Below are 17943 nucleotides of genomic sequence, written 5' to 3' on the forward strand. Positions count from 1 at the left end.
GTTCCGGTTACCCCAATAACACCTGTTTTGACCTGGTCAGACCCAGCGACTATCACCTATGGAACGCTGTTATCAGCAACGCAGTTGAATGCACAAGCGATGACATCGGCAGGCGTAAGTATCGCAGGCACCTTTGAATATCAACTCGATCCATCGGGAACGGTGATCGATATAGGTACCTTACTGGCAGCAGGCAGTCACCCTGCCAAGGCGATCTTCCACCCAACAGATGTTACAACATATGCAGACAATGTGGGCCAAACCGCGACTATTGTGGTTAACCCTGCTCTTCCCACAATCACCTGGACCATCCCAATATCTAAACCATACGGAACAACGCTTGGTGATTTGCCTGTTGCTGGTAGTAATGTAGCGGGTACTTTCACTTATGAATATGATTCAAATCAGATTAATGCTGCATATGTTTTACCTGCAGGTACATTATCGTTATTGGCTAAGTTTACACCAACGGATGCGGTAAATTATAGTTTCAATAGTAAAGCCGCTACAATAACTATAAGTAAATCTTCCCAAACAATTGCATTAACGGGTACAATAACTACTAAAACTTATGGTGATGCAGCCTTTGATATTTCGGCTATTCCAGTAATTGCTACAGCGAGTTCAGAACTGCCTGTTACCGCAACAATCAAAAGCGGTTCGGCTACAATTAGTGGAACCGTGATTACAATAACCGGATCTGGGATCGTTACTGTAGCGTTTAATCAGGCTGGCAATGATCGGTACAATGCAGCTACCGAGCGGACTTTAACGTTTTTCGTTAATACGGTACAGCCCGTTATTACCTGGGTTAATCCAACCAATATTATTTATGGCACAGCACTAAGTGATGCGCAACTTTATGCCTCAACAACTATACCGGGCACATTTAGCTACAGCCCGGCCCCAGGCACAGTACTTCATGCAGGCAACGTACAGCAGCTTACTGCTACATTTACACCTACAGATGCTGTAAATTATAATACAGCTACTCAAAAAGTATTTATAAATGTTATTAAGGCACCGTTAACAGTTTCTGTTGATAATGTATCAAGGCCTTATAATCAGCCTAATCCCGATTTTCAGATTAATTATTTGGGGTTTGTAAATGGGGATACGAAAGATGCTTTAACAAACCAGGCGAGCGCAAGTACAACAGCTAACACTGCATCATTAGTGGGTACATATCCTATTATATTAAGTGCTGGTGCATCAAATGATTATACGTTTAAATATATAAACGCCACACTTGCTATCACTTCGATTAGCCGCGATGTAACATTTGATAAATTGCCGGTTAAAACTTACGGAGATGCAGACTTTAACGCCGGTGCTGTATCAACAAGTGGCGAGCCAATTATATATACAAGCAGCAACAGTGCTGTGGCTACTGTAATTAATGGCCTGGTTCATATTGTTGGTGCAGGTTATGTAACCATTACAGCTTCTTTACCCGTAAACCCAGGTTACAACATCAACCCATCGATAAGCCAGTTTATGATTGTAAATAAAGCATCGCAGGTTATTGATTTTGCTAATATACCGGTACAAATGCGTGGTAGCACCTACAGTCTGAGTGCTGTTAAATCAAGTGCGGGCTTGCCGGTAACCTTTACTACTAACGACCCTATGATCGCATCCATTAGCGGACAAACCATCAAAGCGCTTCGTATAGGTATTACAGGTATTGTGGCCAACCAGGCAGGTGATGCCAATTATTATGCAGCTAATACTGTGGTACGGCCAATAGATGTGCAAGATCCTAATCGTGAAGTAATTGTGCACCCGGCTTTATCGCCTAACGGAGACGGGATAAATGATGTATTGTATATTGAAGGCATTAATGAGCACCCGGATAACCGGGTAACCCTGATTAACCGGAACGGGGTAAGGGTTTATGAAATTAGTGGCTATGACAATACGACTAAGGCTTTCAACGGCAGCTCTAACTTTACGGGTGCACGGCAACAAGCCGGGACTTATTTTTACCTGGTTGAGTACGTGGTAAACGGCGTGGGAAGGCATTTAACAGGATACTTTGTATTGAAATATGAATAAGAAATCAATAATGAAAAATATTATACCATATATTACAAGAACATTATTCTGCTTGTCAAGTGTTGTAATGGGGTTTACTGCCCATGCTCAGCAGTCTTTTACTTACAGCCAGTATATGAATAACCAGACACCGCTTAACCCGGCCTATTCTTTATTGGACAAAAACGGTTCATTAAATGCTCTGCTGCGTAAGCAGTGGACAGGCATCCAAGGCTCGCCAACCACCTTTATTTTTGATGGTAGTATGCCCCTGGAAGCCATCAATGGTTCGGCCGGCTTAATTGTGATGAACGACCAGTTTGCCGTAGAGCACCTTACCGAGATCAATGCTTTTTTTGCTAAAAGTATTAACCTGAGTGAGAAGACTCATTTAGGCGTATCGCTTAATGCCGGGATTCGTAATTATGTGGCCAACTATTCATCACTCGATTCATCAGATCCATTATTCAGGAATGATGTGCGGCAGAATAAACCCAACCTGGGTTTTGGTGTAATGCTATACTCAGATGAGTATATGTTAGGGGTTTCTGTTCCGGAATTAACCTTTACCTCCTTAGGTACTGCCTCCATACAGGCCAACAGTTATTTCCGGAACCATTACAATTTCTCGGGAGCTTACCTGATTGATGGAGGAACTGACCTTAAGGTTAAACCGGCTTTCCTGGCTACTTATACCAAAGGCATTCCGTTTGTGGCTAACTTTTCTACTACTATTTACCTCAAGAATGTATTTGGTATTGGTGCAGATTATCGCACCAATAACGAAATGGCGGGTGTCATCAGCTTTATGATGGCCAACTTCCGTTTAGGGTACAGCTATCAGTTTGGTACAGCATCAAATAATATCGGTCGGTTTAATAATTCAACCAATGAGGTTACACTTACTTACCGCTTTGGTCAGCACCTGGAAGATATTAAGTTGTTGTAATATGCTACCTGGAAGTTTTTATAATATGGCGGTTTACCAGGTCGAAAAAAGCATCTCGGTAAGTATTCCCTAATTGCAGTACACTTTTATCTGTAAGTACAATCTGGTTACCATCTATATAATTAATTTGGGTGTGGTTGATAACAAATGATTTATGTATCCTGAAAAAGTAGTCATCAGGTAGGCGGGCTTTAATCTCTTTCAGCGTTAAATAGGTGTTATATTTAGTTTCTTTGGTACTTACAATTACATAATTACTGTTAGATTCTATGTACATGATATCCTCAAAATTTATCTTCACCATCTTGCCCTTGTTTTCACATTTGATGTAGAAAAAATTATCCTTTGATTTTATTTCGGGATGGTCATTAACACTCACAAATTGGTTTAGCTTATTAATTGCCCTTTGAAAGCGAGAATATGAAATAGGCTTTAACAGGTAATCAAAGGCAGCAATTTCAAAGGCATCTAAAGCATGGTCGGGTGAGGCTGTGGTAAAAATAACCCTGATGTCCGGCGCTATCAGCTTTCTAAATTCAATGCCATCCAGATTAGGCATATCAATATCCAGGAAAAGCACGTCGGGATGCTTTTCATTTACTTCGCGCAAACCAGCTATAGGGTTGGTATTGTAACCCAGTAGTTGAAGTTCTTTTATGGCTTCAATGTGATGCGCCAATACTTCTATTGCGTGCAATTCATCGTCAACTATATAACAGCTCAGTTTCATATCTACACCTTAAATAACAGGGCAAAATTATTGGCTTTTATTTATAATGTCGAATTTATAATTTATACGATAATGATTTTATAAATGCGATATTAAATTTTCATTAGGTATTAAACCACATTATATCCTAATGCCTATTTATGCTTTTGGTATTCATATTCTCCTTGCACAAACCGGGTTTCATCCCTGCAAAAGGGTATTTGGTGTAAAATTTTTAAAGTGTTGTTCATTCATACTTATGTTAGACGAAACTTTAGTAAAGTAATAACAATATGCTATTATAATTTAAAACGTTACCGCGATTAAATTAAAAGCAGCCTGATTATATAGTTTCAGATACATTATGCCACTGTGATTTGTAGCGTAGTTAGTAATTACATTGCCTTATTTTAAGTTCTTTATACCTAAACCTTATTATGTTATTAAGGCCCTGATAAATATCGGGGCCTTTTTTTGTTGGATTAAAAACTATTTAACAGTTGCCGGAAATAAAATAAATTCATCATTAAATCTTCATCCTTCTGTAATATGTTTGTACTGGTAGTAAATATCATCTATTTGTTACTGTGATAAGGTTTAGGTTTAAAGTCCCCAAGCAGCGAGTGCAAGGGGACTTTGTTTTTTAATATAGACTATCCATTGTAATAATAGATATAGTTTACATTCCCTGGCGTTCTTTAACCGCTTTTATCTTAGTAATAATGGTTTTGGCTATGGGCATAAAATCTGCAGTTACATTTTTAAGAACAGGTAGGGTATTATTAATGCTTTCAGTAATGTACCCAAGTTGATCGAGGCAATCAATTGCTATGCTTGCTAACTGGTTAAGCGCTGCAATTAGTTGTTTGTTCTCTGTTCGGCTTTCTTTTATTGTTTCGCGATTAGGCGAAAGCAAAAAGGGGGCATTTAAAATATAATTAAGCCGGGTTTCATGCATGGTAGGCAAATAACACCAGGCATGCTTAAAATAGTGTTTGTATTCTTCGTCGGCTGTAATATGGCCCGCTTCATTAAGTACAAAACCAACATTAACAGATTGAAAACATGTTTTTGCTGACTGATCTATGATCTTTACCTTCTGACTAAACTTAATAATGGTATCATTATTAAGTTTAACCTTGCTGATTTTGATATATGGTGATGGTACTATAGGTTCTATTTCCTCTATTTCTTTAATAAATCTGGTAAAGATTATTGAATTAATAATGTCGAGCGTGTCCAGGTTTTTCAAAAATAATAAGGGGTTTTTAATCTCCTTTAGCCGGGCAGATATTTCTGTATAGGCCTGTGGCAAGGGTTTCTCCCTTTTATCAAACGGAAGCCAAAATGCTGTGGTTTCCTTATCCCACAGCAATCCATCCTGTAACTTTATTTCATGTGGAACAATAAATTGCTCTATTTTAAAGCAGTATGGAGGGTTATAAATATGTGGCGTATTGGTGTATTGAAAAATAGATTTAAAGCCAATACCAAATTTACCGATGCTGCTTACCGGTTTATCCCTTTTGCCCGAAAGCGAAAAAGCAGTTATCGCATTAATATGCCCTGGTGCAGCATCTTGTTCTCTTTCATATTCGGGGTTAGTAATTGTAAAATTTATTTTGCCGTTATGTGTAAAAAGTATCCCGTCTTTTTTTAGTTCAAGGCGTGCTTTACTGGCTTTTGCATCATCTGCATTTTGAAGCAGTTCATAAATAAAATGTGCAGGTTCATGATACGTACCTATAATGTGATTAATAAAGGTGTTTAATCCCGCTTCCTTTAATGTTTCTACCGTATTTAGCCTTTTGTTGGTTAAGGCAGCAAACCAGTTTTTTTCTTCCATGTTAAAATTTAGGTTTTGCAGGTAGCGAAAATCTGTAAATGCTTTATGTAACAAGCTACAACAGATAGTACCGGGAGGGTTCTGGCAAGTGTCGGTTGTATATAAATATTTTACAGAGTAACTACAGGATGTTGTGGCCAGAGTACAGGTTTAGGCTGTTGTTCTCCGGATTTTCATCTTATTTATTAAAGATGATCAACGTTAGCTTAATATTCATATAACTTACACCAAACCCGTTGTTTCCTACATGAACACAGTTTAAATGGGTATAACCAGGTATGCTATATTAATGATGATAGTATTTCGTAAGCAATGCTTAATTCATCGGGTAAAACATCGTATTTTAAAATCTTTTTTTAATTTAAATCTGAACCGTATTATAAAATTGACCGTTTGATAGCGGGTAAATAGCTATGATTATGTAGATATTACTTCCTTATAAACATTAAAACCCTCATTTGCCTGATTCACAAATGGGGGTTTTAATGTTTACAGAGAAGTTTATTGATCTATGTTCTGCATCTGTTGTGTATTGTATCTTTCGCCCGCAATAACACCAGTGGGAAGGATAGATTCGATATGCGCTATTTCTGCTGGTGAAAGCGTAATGTTTGCCGCTGCTGCATTTTCTTCAATATACTTAAGCCTTTTAGTGCCTGGGATAGGGATAATACCCTTAGCTATTACCCAAGCCAAAGCAAGTTGGGTAGGGGTGAAGCCCCTATTACCGGCAATTGCGTGTAGTTGATTTACCAGTTCCAGGTTTTTATAAAAGTTTTCGCCCTGAAAACGTGGAATATCCCTGCGGAAGTCATTGGCTTCAAAATCATCCGGTGTTTTAATTTGCCCGGTAATAAAACCCCTGCCAACGGGTGAGTAAGCTACAAAGCCGATTCCTAACTCTTTCACCACATCTAATACACCGTTTACTTCCGGCTGGCGTTCAAAAAGCGAATATTCTGTTTGAACGGTAGTAATGGGATGCACTTTATGTGCTTTTCTGATGGTTTCTGCCGAAACTTCGGAAAGGCCAATGTATTTTACCTTACCAGATTTTACCAGGTCGGCCATGGCGCCAACGGTATCTTCAATAGGGGTGTTGGGGTCTAAACGATGCAGGTAGTAAAGATCAATGCAATCGGTACCCAGGTTCTTTAACGAACGGTCTACCGCTTTATTTACATACTCTGGTTTGCCGTTAAAACCCCATGTTAGTTGTTCATTATCATCAATTTCGAAACCAAATTTGGTGGCTATGATATATTTATCGCGATTGCCTTTAATGGCTTTTGCTAACAGGCGTTCGTTAAGCAAGGGGCCGTACAAATCAGCTGTATCTAAAAAGTTAACGCCCAACTCTAATGCCTTGTGTATAGTGGCAATAGCCTCTTGTTCATTAGCTTGTCCGTAAATATTACCACCGGCAATGGTTGTCATGCCCATGCAGCCCAAACCTTCAACAGGTACATGAAGCCCCTGGCTGCCTAAATTTATTTTTTTCATAGTGCTCATTGTTTGTCGTTTATTGTACAACAAATGTAGGGCACATACTTTAAGCCATGGTTAAAGTATTCAAAGTGATAATTATACTTTTCAAAGAGATTTTCTTAAAGCCAGTGGTGTAGTGCCTGTATGCTTTTTAAAAAAGTTATTAAAGTAAGATGCATACTCGAACCCCAGGCTAAAGGCAATATCGGTAACGCTCCAATCGGTATGGGCTAATAGTGATTTTGCCTCAAACAATATTTTTTCATTGATATGTGTAGTGGTACTTTTGCCTGTTACCTCTTGTACTGCGGCATTGAGGTGGTTTACGTGTACCGCTAATTTGCTGGCATAATCGCTGGCTTTTTTTAATTTAAGTGCAAAACGGGGCGAATCTACCGGGAACTGTTTTTCTACCAGGCTTAAAAATAATTTGGCTATACGTGCGGCTGCATTTTGTGGGGTAATATAGGCCACAGCAGGCTGCATTTTAATAGCTTCGTGGATAATGAGATTTACCTGGCTGCGCATTAGTTCGTATTTGTAAACATACTCACTGTCAAACTCCTGGCGCATACGGCTAAAAATGCCATAAACGTATTGTACCTGTGCAGCATCCAAAAAAAATACAGAATCACCGCCTGGTTTAAATAAACTGGAATCCTGCAGGCTTTCCATCCGATTGCCGGCATGGAGAAACTCTTCGGTAAAAACACAAAAGAAACCCGAGCCCTCTTCAACTTGTGCTCCGTTTGTGGCCTCCCATGAATACGGCACTAATGGATTAGTGAAAACCAGTGCGGGTTTATCAATCTGGATCCCCCTGTTTGCATAAAGCAATTCGCTGGTACCCTTAACAATTAATGAGATCTTATAAAAATCGCGACGGTTATAGGAAGATAATGTGCATTTGCCTTCAAACACAGTAGCTACCTTAAATTGCGTTTGGTCTGCTATAGTGTTATTAAATTCGAAAGGCTTTTTTTCTATCTCTTCTGTTTGCTCCATTTACAAAATTAAGTATTTCAAAGGGGAAATTATAAAGTAAGGTTGATTGCAAAAGAATCAGCTTACCGCTTGCTTCTGATCTTTTTGCAGCATCGAGTATCTTCATTACAATTGAGATAGGTTTACTTGCCGAGCTACGGCATTTAGCTATATTTTACAGATGCCAAACATAAAGGACTTAAAATGCTTTATAACATTACATTTTTTTTGTTTCTTTGCATTCCAACCCAATACCATGACTTAGTAGCTCAGTTGGTAGAGCAACAGACTCTTAATCTCAACCCATGAGATGTAAAAGTGTGTTTTAAGTCATTTTCGCAGGTTTTACACGTCGATTTATTCTAGAATTTAAGAGTTTGTTTGCAAATCGTTTGCAAATCCATCAGCCATAATCTCAAATTTATGGTTACTTATAAATTAGTTCTTGACGAACGAAGAGCCAGAAAAGACAGTACCTTTCCCTTAGTCGTAAGGGTAACCAATGATCGAAAAGTTTATTATTTTCAAACAGGCATTTATCTCTTATCCAAACATTGGAATCAAAAGACCTTACAAGTAGGTAAGTGCATGGACAATCACCAGGAACTCACGCAAACAGCATCAGAACTTTACGTAAAAATTCAGAAGGCTATTTTAATTATTGAGCGAGAAGATACATTTTCATTTGAGCTTTTAAAGGATAGAATATCGCCTAAAAAAATCAGTGCACAATTAGAGACCAATTCCGCTAAGCAGTTGACTACTAAAACTGCCCTTAAGCAGGCATTAGCCATCAAAATTAATTCTGCCCTAAGTGAAAAGTATAAGCGAAATCTAAAAGACTTAAACAGGAGACTGTTGTTATTCCTAACAGCTGACGAATTAAAAGGGCCTGTCACCGACATCCCAGCTATTCGCCTAGATGAATTTCTTACCAACTTCAGCAAGTCTGGTACTTACTACATGAACAAACGCCGAGATTTGAGCGTTTTGTTTAATCTTATAGGTAAGATTGTAAATCAACCATTAACGCTCGTTAAAACCACTGAAAGAAGAAAAGTAAAAGCAGCCTTACACGTGGCATACGACCATGAGCAGCTTAAGCCGATACTCAACCATCTCAAAGAAGCTAATAAGTTACTTTATTTATGTTGCCTGTTAACATATGCAACGTGGTTGAGACCACATGAAGAGATTAGGCTTTTGACAAAAGGTGATTTTGTAAAAGATTTCACGGAAATACATTTAAGTGGCGATGCGAATAAAGGTGGTAAAGTGCGAACAGTATATGTCCCTGAGTATGTTCGAGCAGAGTTAGTGCCAATTCTACATGAATTAAACCGCGAGGATAATATATTTTCTAGAATGCCTAAGCCAATGAACCAATATTATTTCAGTACTCAATGGAGACGTGCATGTGTTGACATGATTGCAAAGGGCCTAATTTACCCGAAACAAACGCTTTATTCATTCAGACACACTGCTGCAGTACAACTATATAAACGAACCAAAGATGTGTATTTACTTCAAAAGCTGTTAGGACACTCGACCATTGTGGTTACATTAAAATACCTCCGAAGTTTAGGTGAGCTTAACAGTGAAGAACTGAGAGATGCAGCACCCCAATTATAGTTTTTGCCACGACAAATACTCACTTATTTACACTTTTAATGGTAGCGGAGTTTATAGCTCTGCTACCTTTTCTATTTTTGATATATGAATATTGTAAGCACAGGTAAGTCAACTTACGGCTTTGAAGTAGTAGTCGATCAAGCTAAACTCGCGCATTTGACAAATTTTATAAGCTACAGATTGAGAGACCAAAATGATAATGAACTTGTTTATGAAAATCATAAAGAAATTATATCTCTTGATCTAAATAGAAAGCAATATGAAGTATTGGATCAACAATTGAGTGAATTGTTAAAAGGGGTGGTGAAAAAAGTTCAAAACAATGCCCCATCTTTACTAGAACGGCAAAAATGTGAATTGATGTATATATATAAATATGTTCTAAAAATTCAAACGTTAGACTATTTTAGTAGGAACAGCAGCAGCGAAACAGATGTTAAGTTTAACGAAGAATTTTTTCAACTCCTGTGCTTGCTGGAGAACTACGACAACGGTAATAGGGTTAAGATTACATTTGATAGGCAAATAGGTGCAAATATCATAGTGCATTTACCACCTAAGAAGGACACTGGAATTTTCTTAAATAAACTGGTAGATCTAATCGCAAATCATTATCCAGAATTTCAACATTTAAGCAGTTTCGCAAAAAAACTCAAACGCTTAAATGCGGATTACAAATTGAGTGAATCAGAGGAATTTTTTAAAGTGAATAAAGCTTACCCAATGTCATTTGATAATAATTTGCTAAATGCTTACCATAGTTATATTCTGCTGCCATACATCAGAACATTAACTCAGTTTCCTTTTACAAATGCAAAAGAATTAGACGTTTCCGAACGCCAGGGAGCCTTTTTATATGGTTTTTTTAACTTAATGAGCAGCTATGACAAAACCTTTGAAAAATTAATGGGCAATTACATTAGACTTTCAGAGCGGGAGTTTGTCAAAAATTTGCGAAGGCAGCTTGTTTATCTAAAGAAAGATTACATCGATGTTTAATCTTACCCAAATTCTTTTCGAAAAATTCCAATAAATGGGTAATTGAGAAAAAAACTGAACGATAATTTTGTAGTGTTAAACAAAACAACGGTGATTGACTGTCCGGAAAGTTAATTGAAGTTGTTGCTGACCAGCAGTTTTACCGTTTATTTTTTAAATTTAAAAACTCCAATAAAAATGGAACTTTACCAACAAATATTTGGTGAATTGAACACCAACATCAAATCAAACTTTAACGCTCAAGGAACCACATTATCACTGTTTAAAGATGATAATGAAAATGGCGGCATATTTATAAAGGCTGATTTTGTACCCGATTTGAAAGCAGCAGGCAACCTCCATCCAGCCTTCATTGTTCATGCGAAAAAACTTGTTGACAACATGTATGCAAAGCTTCCATTTGCGGTAGAGCCAAATGAGGGATTCGAAAACGGCATGAGCGTGACTTGGTGCCGATTTAAAGACGGCAACCTAAAAGCTACCTTGTGCGTACCGAATATAAAAGGTATGGCCGAACTTATAAATAGCTATAGACACGATAAAATCGTTGTTAACGTTGATTTTGAAGGTTTGCTAAAGCAAATACAGGAAACAACCATCTAATCTAAAATTAAGGGAGGATAATCTTCCTCCCTTTACCAAAAAACTTATTAAACATACTTACCGACAGTGCAATATTTTGTACTGATAGGGATCGCATTGACTGAAAATCATGAAACAATTAAAAGATAAACGTACCGCATCCGGGAAAACCAATGGTTAAAAGATGTGCTAGGTATAATACCTACCAATATTATACTATTTAAAATGCTTTGCGGTATAGGGGCTACGGCACTTGAATTAGACACGCCACGACATAGTATAATCATAGAGCCTAACGTGCCCGTTATTAAAGGCAAGTGTAAGAAATATAATACTACTAGAACCAAACTTATATTGGGTGTTTACGAGGGCATAACTGTTGATGAGATTATTGAATATCTTGAATCGAAAGTGCAGTGGAAAAAGATTTTGGTAACTCCTGAATCTTTTGGAAAGGTCAAAGAAGCTATGGACGAGGTTGGCATTAATATGTACGAAAAATATTTCCTTCTAATTGACGAATGCGAACGCACTATACAGGACGTTGGATACAGAGCTAACATTACGCTACCAATGAAAGACTTTTTCCTATTTAAGGATAAAGCTTTTATATCTGCAACGCCAATTATACCAAGTGATCCGCGATTTAAGGAGCACAAGTTCAGTAACGTTTACGTTCAACCTGATAAAGATTATGCCTACAAACAGGAATTGAAAGTAATAGAGACAAACAACGTTATGTTGTCGCTTAAAAAGTTCATTTCAGAAAATGAGCGTAAACAATACTTTGTGTTTTTTAATTCACAGACACTATTGCACACTTCCTAAATGAACTGGAGGTTAAAGTGGAGATTCTGATGAACTAGACCACCTGATTCCGGGGCAAGCTGACCACCAATTCCGGGGCAAACTGACCAGGGGATTCCGGAACAAACTGACCACCCTCAACGTGTAGCAAATGCTGTAGAAGCAACCATCTTTCGGAGGCAACATATACCTCCAAACATGGCCAATTCGACGATCAGCATGAGTAAGATTAGAAAGATTTTAAGGATGTACAGCCAGCAGCGGCCCATAATGACCATCGCTGCTCAGACTGATGCATCCCGGAATACCGTAAAGAAGTACCTGGCAGCCTTTAAAGCCAGCAGCTTTACCTTTGAAGAGATCGATGCCCTTAACGATAAGGAACTCGAAGATCTCTTCGGGAAAAGCAAAGAACACCCGCCTACCAGCCGTATGCAGTCCATGCAGCGCTGTTTTCCCCAAGTAGATAAAGAACTCAAACGCACCGGTGTCAACCGGTATATGCTATGGGAATCCTACCGCAAAGAGTTTCCTGACGGTTACCAGTACAGCCAATTCTGCTTTTATTACAGCCAGTGGAAAGCCAGGGTCAACCCGACCATGCACATGGATCACAAAGCCGGTGATAAGCTTTATGTGGATTTTGCAGGCGAAAAGCTAAGCTATACCGATAAGGATACCGGTGAAGTTATTGCAGTAGAGGTCTTTGTGGCTATCCTCGGAGCCAGTCAGCTTACTTATGTAGAGGCGGTTCCGAGCCAGCAAAAGGAAGACTTTATAGCGGCCTGCGAGAATACGCTGCACTTTATCGGCGGCGTTCCTGCCGCCATTGTGCCGGATAACCTGAAGGCAGCTGTAACCAAAAGCAGCCGCTATGAACCTACTTTGAACGAAACGTTTGAGGACTTTGCAGACCATTACGGCACCACCATACTACCAGCGCGGGCGTACCGCCCGCGTGATAAAGCACTGGTAGAAGGTGCCGTTAAGGTCATCTATACCAAGATCTACGCACCTATCAACCGGGTTACCTATCATTCTTTAAAAGAGCTGAATACAGGTATATGGGAAGCATTGGAAACCCATAACAGCCAGTTGCTTAAAGGACGTAACTACAGCCGCAGGCTACAGTTTGAAGAGATCGAACGGCATACCCTGATGCCACTGCCTGTCCTGCTTTACCAGTTCAAAAAGCACTTTTATGCTAAGGTGATCAAGAATGGCCATGTCAACCTTGGCCCTGATAAACACTATTACAGCGTGCCTTACCGCTTCATCGGTAAACGGGTTAAGCTGTTGTATTCCCGCACCATCGTGGAGATCTATTCCAACTATGAACGTATTGCCCTGCATAAACGGGCAAAGAACCCTTACGGTTATACGACCGATAAAGACCACATGGCCACTACGCACCGCTTTGTAACTGACTGGACACCTGATAAGTTCTTAGATTGGGCAGCATCTATCCATGAGGATGTAAGGCTGTATATCCTAAAGATCCTTGACCGGAAGCAACACCCGGAGCAGGCTTACAAGTCTTGCCTGGGTGTACTTGGCTTCGCCAAGAAAGCCGGGAACGAACGCTTAACGATGGCCTGCCAGCGTGCACTCAGCTATGGTATTCATAACTATAAAACGATACAAACGATCCTGGAGAACAAGATGGATGGCTAGGAGGAAAGCCTGTTTGCCGACGAGCTGCCGATGCCTAACCATGATAATATCCGGGGAAAAGACTATTACAAATAACCATTAAACAACAAATAACATGAACACAAGTACATTGGACAAACTGCGGAAGATGAAGTTCTTCGGCATGTTCCATGCCTTCAAAAGCAGCATGGAAACGGGTAAAACAAATGATTATACAGCGGATGAACTGCTGGCTCACCTGGTAGATGCCGAGTGGGATGACCGGCAAAACAGGCGTATAGAACGGCAGATATTGTATGCTAAGTTCCGCTATAAAGCTTCGATAGAGGACGTGCATTACCATGCTGACCGAAGCATCGACCGTAACCAGATCATGCGGCTGGCAGACTGTACATTCATTGATCGCAATGAAAATATCCTGGTCACTGGCAGCACTGGTATCGGTAAAAGCTATGTGGCTTCTGCTGTGGGCTACCAGGCCTGTATGCTGGGCTACAGGGTGCTTTATGCCAGCACGCCTAAGCTGTTCGCTAAACTAAAGATGGCTAAGGCAGACGGCTCCTATATCAAGGAACTCGCCAAACTTGAACGGCAGCAATTGCTTATACTGGATGATTTCGGTATCCAGCCCTTTGATGCACAAAGCAGGGCTGCGCTAATGGAACTTATTGAGGACAGGCATGGCAAAACCTCGCTGATCATAACCTCACAGTTACCGGTAAGCAAATGGTTTGAAGTGATCGGTGAAAAAACGGTTGCTGATGCGATCCTGGACCGGATCGTTCATGATGCACACCGCATCGAATTGAAGGGGGGATCTATGAGAAGAAAACGTAACGTTGAACCGGAAACCAGCTACTAATGAAAATACCTTTTAAATAACTATTTTTGTACACGCTTTTATAGCGTTTGCTGCACGCCCCACGTCAGCTAATTGCCTGGTCAGTTTGGCCCGGAATCAGGTGGTCAACATCTCCATAACATACACCCAACTACCTTATCATCCTTAAAAGTCAACTGTCCCAATCACCCACTAACAACCATTCATCATGCATTTTGAGTTCAATCCCGACAAACTCTACAAGCTCATTCCCCAAGAGCCTGAAACGCCTAAAAGAAAATATCGCGTTGCTAAACGCTGGAAGGTTGCTAAGCACCATCACATGGGCAAGAACAACATTGGCATCAACTGGCTTCATGAGAAACACTTCATGACCATCCGTGATAAAATCCGCAGTCTCTATGCACAACAGAATGAATATTTCTATGACAGAGATTGGCGACATGATAACTCTGAAAACCCATGCACCATGCACATTATCGCCTGCAGTACCTTATATAAGGAACTGGAGTGCAACCATTTCTATGAGTATGAGATACACTACCACATAGATGATAGTCCGTTTAAAGAAATCATTACAGCCTTACTTGGAACTGTCGGAAAGGTTAAACCCATCGAACCCCGCATAGCAAATTATTTCAAAGACATGAGGCAGTACTACAAAGACGATCCTAAGTTCTTTTCCCACCTAAGCCCTGATGAAGAGCAAAGCAATTAACCCATTTCACATAACCCAATGAAGCCTGAGCGACAACCGTTCAGGCTTTTTTATTTAAAAAGTTAACCTAATGAGTACACCACTATCAACTATCATCGACAAAATCTCAACCGGCACCTACATACTCGTTGAGTGGCCATTCGTACAAGACCTTATGGAATACGATTGGTTCAGGCAAGAATGCTATCTGCATCAAGCCTTTGGAGATCAACCTTACCTTGATTCTGCCTACTTCGTTCCACTGATTAGACTAATTGAAATCAACTACTTCAACCAACTACAACAATGAAAAGTACCACACCTACAGACTTACGAGGCTTAACTTATAATGAATGCGTTAAGGCAGCATACTTCGAGGTCTTAAAACAAACTACATCACTACTGGCAACATTGCCTGACGATCCGCACCGTTACAGCCTCATTCGCGAAGACAAACTACCAATCATCGAGGGCACCATTGTTCACGAGTTCATCAACCCACTTCTATACATGCGCCTTGAATGCCATAAGGACGATAAGCTTGCCATCAACTTTGGCTGTGACAGTCAGCCTGGCTTCATGGAATATGAACCTTTGGCAGGAACGTTTCTACGCATTCTTTATAAGGTAACTATGGCAATTAACACCGCGATCAACATTGAGGATTGCATAAAGACAGACTACATCGTTACAGAATGCTCCGAGTTTTATGAGTTCCTGGAGGAAGGCGGTTTAAAGAATCATACCTTTCACCTCATTAAGCACAAGCCCAAAGCAATTAAAAGAAAATTGCAGAAGGTCGCTTAACCTATCACTGATACTGTTTACCTTTGCTCCAAATCAACACAGGAGGAATTACATAGACAGTATCATTACTACTACATATAATTAAGATATATAGCGTTAGCTATCGTTCTTGCACTCAGAAAACTTAGGAACTTTCAAATTGCAACAAGAACAGATAAGTGAACGCCCGCGCTGAATAGCGTAGGGCGACTTGTTTGTTGCAATGGGTTCTCCTAAGTACCTCTGGTGCAGACATAGTTTAGTCCTGCGCTATTCGTGCTTTATAACCAACCGTTGAGGACTGCAACGGTAACGAACCATTCACATAGATGAAACCCAATCCACAGTTCACCCAAATGATCGTCAAGCTGTTTGAACAGCGCAAAAAGACTATTACCCCAGAAGATCTTACCAAGCACAATTCACGTTCAATTAGTTTCTATTCCCTCTCTAAGGGCAACTTCGTTAATGACTGTTTAGTCAACAAGACCGAATTGTTCAGCGATCAAATCATGATCGAGATTCAACAAGGTTGTAGGATAACAATTATTGGTACCCCATCTGCTCAAACAGTCTACACAGGCATTAATGCTATGAAGTACGACACGTTCAACAACCAGGGCTATCTATACTGGCAAGCAACAGATCAAGGTGGCGTAACTTACCTTATTGCCATACTTATGGTTTCAGGAGCTCCACAGATCAAGTTAACTAACCTAATTAACGAATCTCAAATCGTTCACAACGTTTGTGAGCTACCACGCTAATCCATTTCCCAATGCAACAGCTATTCTCAGCATTCATTTTTATAGTGTTTGTCATCATCGCTATGCTTGCTATCAAGGGCATTAAAACGGTTAACAAGGAAGTCAAAAACAAATAACCTTACCTCATAATGGAAACCTTACTACTCACGATAGCAGCATTCATTGTGCTCAAATTCGCTTACAGCTTCATCTTCAAGCAAGACAAATTCGACAAGGACAGTAACTACCGCAATTAACGTAACACCTTGACTACATTCTTTAAAAGTCAACCATCGCAAATAAAAATTCAAACATACACTTAAACTTTACAGATCAATCAAATGAAGAAGATCGCCCTACTGGCTCTAACAGCCTTAACACTATTCTCATGCTCAAAAGGTGGCAGCAACGATGCTACACCAACCACACCTACGCCAACCTCTGTTACGATCAGTGGTACAGATTACCCTATTGTCAAGATTGGCACCAAGACCTGGACATCATCGAATTACAACGGTGATGGTGGTGTCAACTATGCTTTCAGCACAACGAACAATGCTACCTATGGTAAACTCTATACAATGGCAGAGGCTAAAGCAATTTCATTACCTACAGGTTGGAGATTACCAACCAGACAGGACTTTATAGACTTGCTGAAAGCAGCAGGGACAACCTCAACAAATTCTGATGGTGACATTACGATAGACGGCACTGCAAGTACCAAACTACGTTCCGTAACAGTCTGGACTTATATAAATGGCACGAATACGTTAGGCTTCAATGCCTATCCTGTTGGGGTAAGTTCATATATTATCACTCGTACACCACAACTACCTGCATATTCTGGGGTTGGTCATTACACCGATTTCTGGGCATCTGACGTACTTCCAAGTACTGTGGAAGGTGGAATCAACACAACACATCATTATGCTTTAGAGCTTAGCAATTATAAGTTTACTGATGGTAGTACCGAAGATTATGCCTCAGTATTCAAAGGTAACTCTGTAGATCAACTCTACTTTAGCTTACGTTTCGTTAAAGATAATTGATTACGAGGCTTTACCTTTTAAAAGTTGACATTCATTAATAGAGAGCTTACCTTCGGGTAGGCTCTTTGTTGTTATACCGACAGTATAATTTGTTTGCATTGGCCAGTACAAAAGTGTTGTATCGGCAATATAATATCT

At 39.8% G+C, this 17943-nt stretch carries 17 protein-coding genes; 12 read left to right on the forward strand and 5 right to left on the reverse strand.

The features are described from left to right. The coding region (locus RG47T_RS05295; protein ID WP_216351005.1) for a T9SS type B sorting domain-containing protein at positions 1–2058 on the forward strand (2058 nt) is incomplete at its 5' end. A gap of 10 nt (positions 2059–2068) precedes the next feature. Then, positions 2069–2986 carry a PorP/SprF family type IX secretion system membrane protein gene (locus tag RG47T_RS05300; RefSeq protein WP_074493157.1) on the forward strand — a complete coding sequence of 306 codons (918 nt, stop codon included), beginning with the start codon at positions 2069–2071 and terminating at the stop codon, positions 2984–2986. A 4-nt stretch (positions 2987–2990) separates the two neighbouring features. On the opposite strand, the gene RG47T_RS05305 is transcribed toward RG47T_RS05300, so the two are convergent. The 5 genes from RG47T_RS05305 to RG47T_RS25970 form a co-directional block, all read right to left on the reverse strand. Continuing rightward, entirely contained in the window at positions 2991–3716 is a 726-nt protein-coding gene (locus RG47T_RS05305; protein WP_074488459.1) for a LytR/AlgR family response regulator transcription factor, read from the reverse strand. A 658-nt stretch (positions 3717–4374) separates the two neighbouring features. Next, positions 4375–5541, reverse strand: a complete 1167-nt coding sequence (locus tag RG47T_RS05310) for a sacsin N-terminal ATP-binding-like domain-containing protein (RefSeq protein ID WP_074488460.1) — start codon at positions 5539–5541, stop codon at positions 4375–4377. 501 nt (positions 5542–6042) lie between these two features. Further along, positions 6043–7044 (reverse strand): aldo/keto reductase, encoded by a 1002-nt coding sequence (locus RG47T_RS05315; protein ID WP_216351006.1) that lies wholly within the window; start codon positions 7042–7044, stop codon positions 6043–6045. Positions 7045–7134: 90 nt separating this feature from the next. Further along, the gene (locus tag RG47T_RS05320) at positions 7135–8034 is read right to left on the reverse strand and encodes a helix-turn-helix domain-containing protein (protein ID WP_216351007.1); all 900 of its coding nucleotides are present in this window, start codon (positions 8032–8034) and stop codon (positions 7135–7137) included. Further along, positions 7991–8140 (reverse strand): hypothetical protein, encoded by a 150-nt coding sequence (locus tag RG47T_RS25970; RefSeq protein ID WP_171972478.1) that lies wholly within the window; start codon positions 8138–8140, stop codon positions 7991–7993. Before RG47T_RS25970 ends, RG47T_RS05320 begins: the two co-directional genes overlap by 44 nt. A gap of 296 nt (positions 8141–8436) precedes the next feature. On the opposite strand from RG47T_RS25970, the gene RG47T_RS05325 reads away from it, so the two are divergent. From RG47T_RS05325 to RG47T_RS05375, 10 genes are all read left to right on the forward strand, one after another. Next, positions 8437–9645 carry a tyrosine-type recombinase/integrase gene (locus tag RG47T_RS05325; protein WP_074488462.1) on the forward strand — a complete coding sequence of 403 codons (1209 nt, stop codon included), beginning with the start codon at positions 8437–8439 and terminating at the stop codon, positions 9643–9645. Between the two features lie 84 nt (positions 9646–9729). Beyond that, entirely contained in the window at positions 9730–10644 is a 915-nt protein-coding gene (locus RG47T_RS05330; RefSeq protein WP_074488463.1) for a hypothetical protein, read from the forward strand. A gap of 177 nt (positions 10645–10821) precedes the next feature. Beyond that, positions 10822–11247, forward strand: a complete 426-nt coding sequence (locus tag RG47T_RS05335; protein ID WP_074488464.1) for a hypothetical protein — start codon at positions 10822–10824, stop codon at positions 11245–11247. A 165-nt stretch (positions 11248–11412) separates the two neighbouring features. Then, positions 11413–12054: a hypothetical protein gene (locus RG47T_RS05340; protein WP_139235798.1), complete on the forward strand. Its 642-nt coding sequence runs from the start codon at positions 11413–11415 to the stop codon at positions 12052–12054. 198 nt (positions 12055–12252) lie between these two features. Next, on the forward strand, positions 12253–13707 hold the full coding sequence (gene istA / locus RG47T_RS05345; protein ID WP_245770894.1) for an IS21 family transposase: 1455 nt from the start codon (positions 12253–12255) through the stop codon (positions 13705–13707). 94 nt (positions 13708–13801) lie between these two features. After that, entirely contained in the window at positions 13802–14548 is a 747-nt protein-coding gene (istB, locus tag RG47T_RS05350; RefSeq protein ID WP_074487516.1) for an IS21-like element helper ATPase IstB, read from the forward strand. A gap of 187 nt (positions 14549–14735) precedes the next feature. Further along, on the forward strand, positions 14736–15245 hold the full coding sequence (locus tag RG47T_RS05355) for a hypothetical protein (protein WP_074488466.1): 510 nt from the start codon (positions 14736–14738) through the stop codon (positions 15243–15245). Positions 15246–15530: 285 nt separating this feature from the next. Continuing rightward, on the forward strand, positions 15531–16031 hold the full coding sequence (locus RG47T_RS05365; protein ID WP_074488468.1) for a hypothetical protein: 501 nt from the start codon (positions 15531–15533) through the stop codon (positions 16029–16031). Between the two features lie 308 nt (positions 16032–16339). After that, positions 16340–16777 carry a hypothetical protein gene (locus RG47T_RS05370; RefSeq protein WP_074488469.1) on the forward strand — a complete coding sequence of 146 codons (438 nt, stop codon included), beginning with the start codon at positions 16340–16342 and terminating at the stop codon, positions 16775–16777. Positions 16778–17097: 320 nt separating this feature from the next. Then, positions 17098–17805, forward strand: a complete 708-nt coding sequence (locus RG47T_RS05375; protein ID WP_074488470.1) for an FISUMP domain-containing protein — start codon at positions 17098–17100, stop codon at positions 17803–17805. Positions 17806–17943: the final 138 nt, after the last annotated feature.

Origin of the sequence: Mucilaginibacter polytrichastri (assembly GCF_001911425.1) — a bacterium.
GTDB classification, from domain to species: Bacteria; Bacteroidota; Bacteroidia; order Sphingobacteriales; family Sphingobacteriaceae; genus Mucilaginibacter; species Mucilaginibacter polytrichastri.

Excerpts from the sequence above, each read along its gene's own strand:
- RG47T_RS05300 (WP_074493157.1), top strand. The coding sequence starts at position 2,069 with ATGAAAAATATTATACCATATATTACAAGAACATTATTCTGCTTGTCA.
- RG47T_RS05305 (WP_074488459.1), bottom strand. The coding sequence starts at position 3,716 with ATGAAACTGAGCTGTTATATAGTTGACGATGAATTGCACGCAATAGAA.
- RG47T_RS05310 (WP_074488460.1), bottom strand. The coding sequence starts at position 5,541 with ATGGAAGAAAAAAACTGGTTTGCTGCCTTAACCAACAAAAGGCTAAAT.
- RG47T_RS05315 (WP_216351006.1), bottom strand. The coding sequence starts at position 7,044 with ATGAAAAAAATAAATTTAGGCAGCCAGGGGCTTCATGTACCTGTTGAA.
- RG47T_RS05320 (WP_216351007.1), bottom strand. The coding sequence starts at position 8,034 with ATGGAGCAAACAGAAGAGATAGAAAAAAAGCCTTTCGAATTTAATAAC.
- RG47T_RS25970 (WP_171972478.1), bottom strand. The coding sequence starts at position 8,140 with ATGAAGATACTCGATGCTGCAAAAAGATCAGAAGCAAGCGGTAAGCTG.
- RG47T_RS05325 (WP_074488462.1), top strand. The coding sequence starts at position 8,437 with ATGGTTACTTATAAATTAGTTCTTGACGAACGAAGAGCCAGAAAAGAC.
- RG47T_RS05330 (WP_074488463.1), top strand. The coding sequence starts at position 9,730 with ATGAATATTGTAAGCACAGGTAAGTCAACTTACGGCTTTGAAGTAGTA.
- RG47T_RS05335 (WP_074488464.1), top strand. The coding sequence starts at position 10,822 with ATGGAACTTTACCAACAAATATTTGGTGAATTGAACACCAACATCAAA.
- istA (WP_245770894.1), top strand. The coding sequence starts at position 12,253 with ATGAGTAAGATTAGAAAGATTTTAAGGATGTACAGCCAGCAGCGGCCC.
- istB (WP_074487516.1), top strand. The coding sequence starts at position 13,802 with ATGAACACAAGTACATTGGACAAACTGCGGAAGATGAAGTTCTTCGGC.
- RG47T_RS05355 (WP_074488466.1), top strand. The coding sequence starts at position 14,736 with ATGCATTTTGAGTTCAATCCCGACAAACTCTACAAGCTCATTCCCCAA.
- RG47T_RS05365 (WP_074488468.1), top strand. The coding sequence starts at position 15,531 with ATGAAAAGTACCACACCTACAGACTTACGAGGCTTAACTTATAATGAA.
- RG47T_RS05370 (WP_074488469.1), top strand. The coding sequence starts at position 16,340 with ATGAAACCCAATCCACAGTTCACCCAAATGATCGTCAAGCTGTTTGAA.
- RG47T_RS05375 (WP_074488470.1), top strand. The coding sequence starts at position 17,098 with ATGAAGAAGATCGCCCTACTGGCTCTAACAGCCTTAACACTATTCTCA.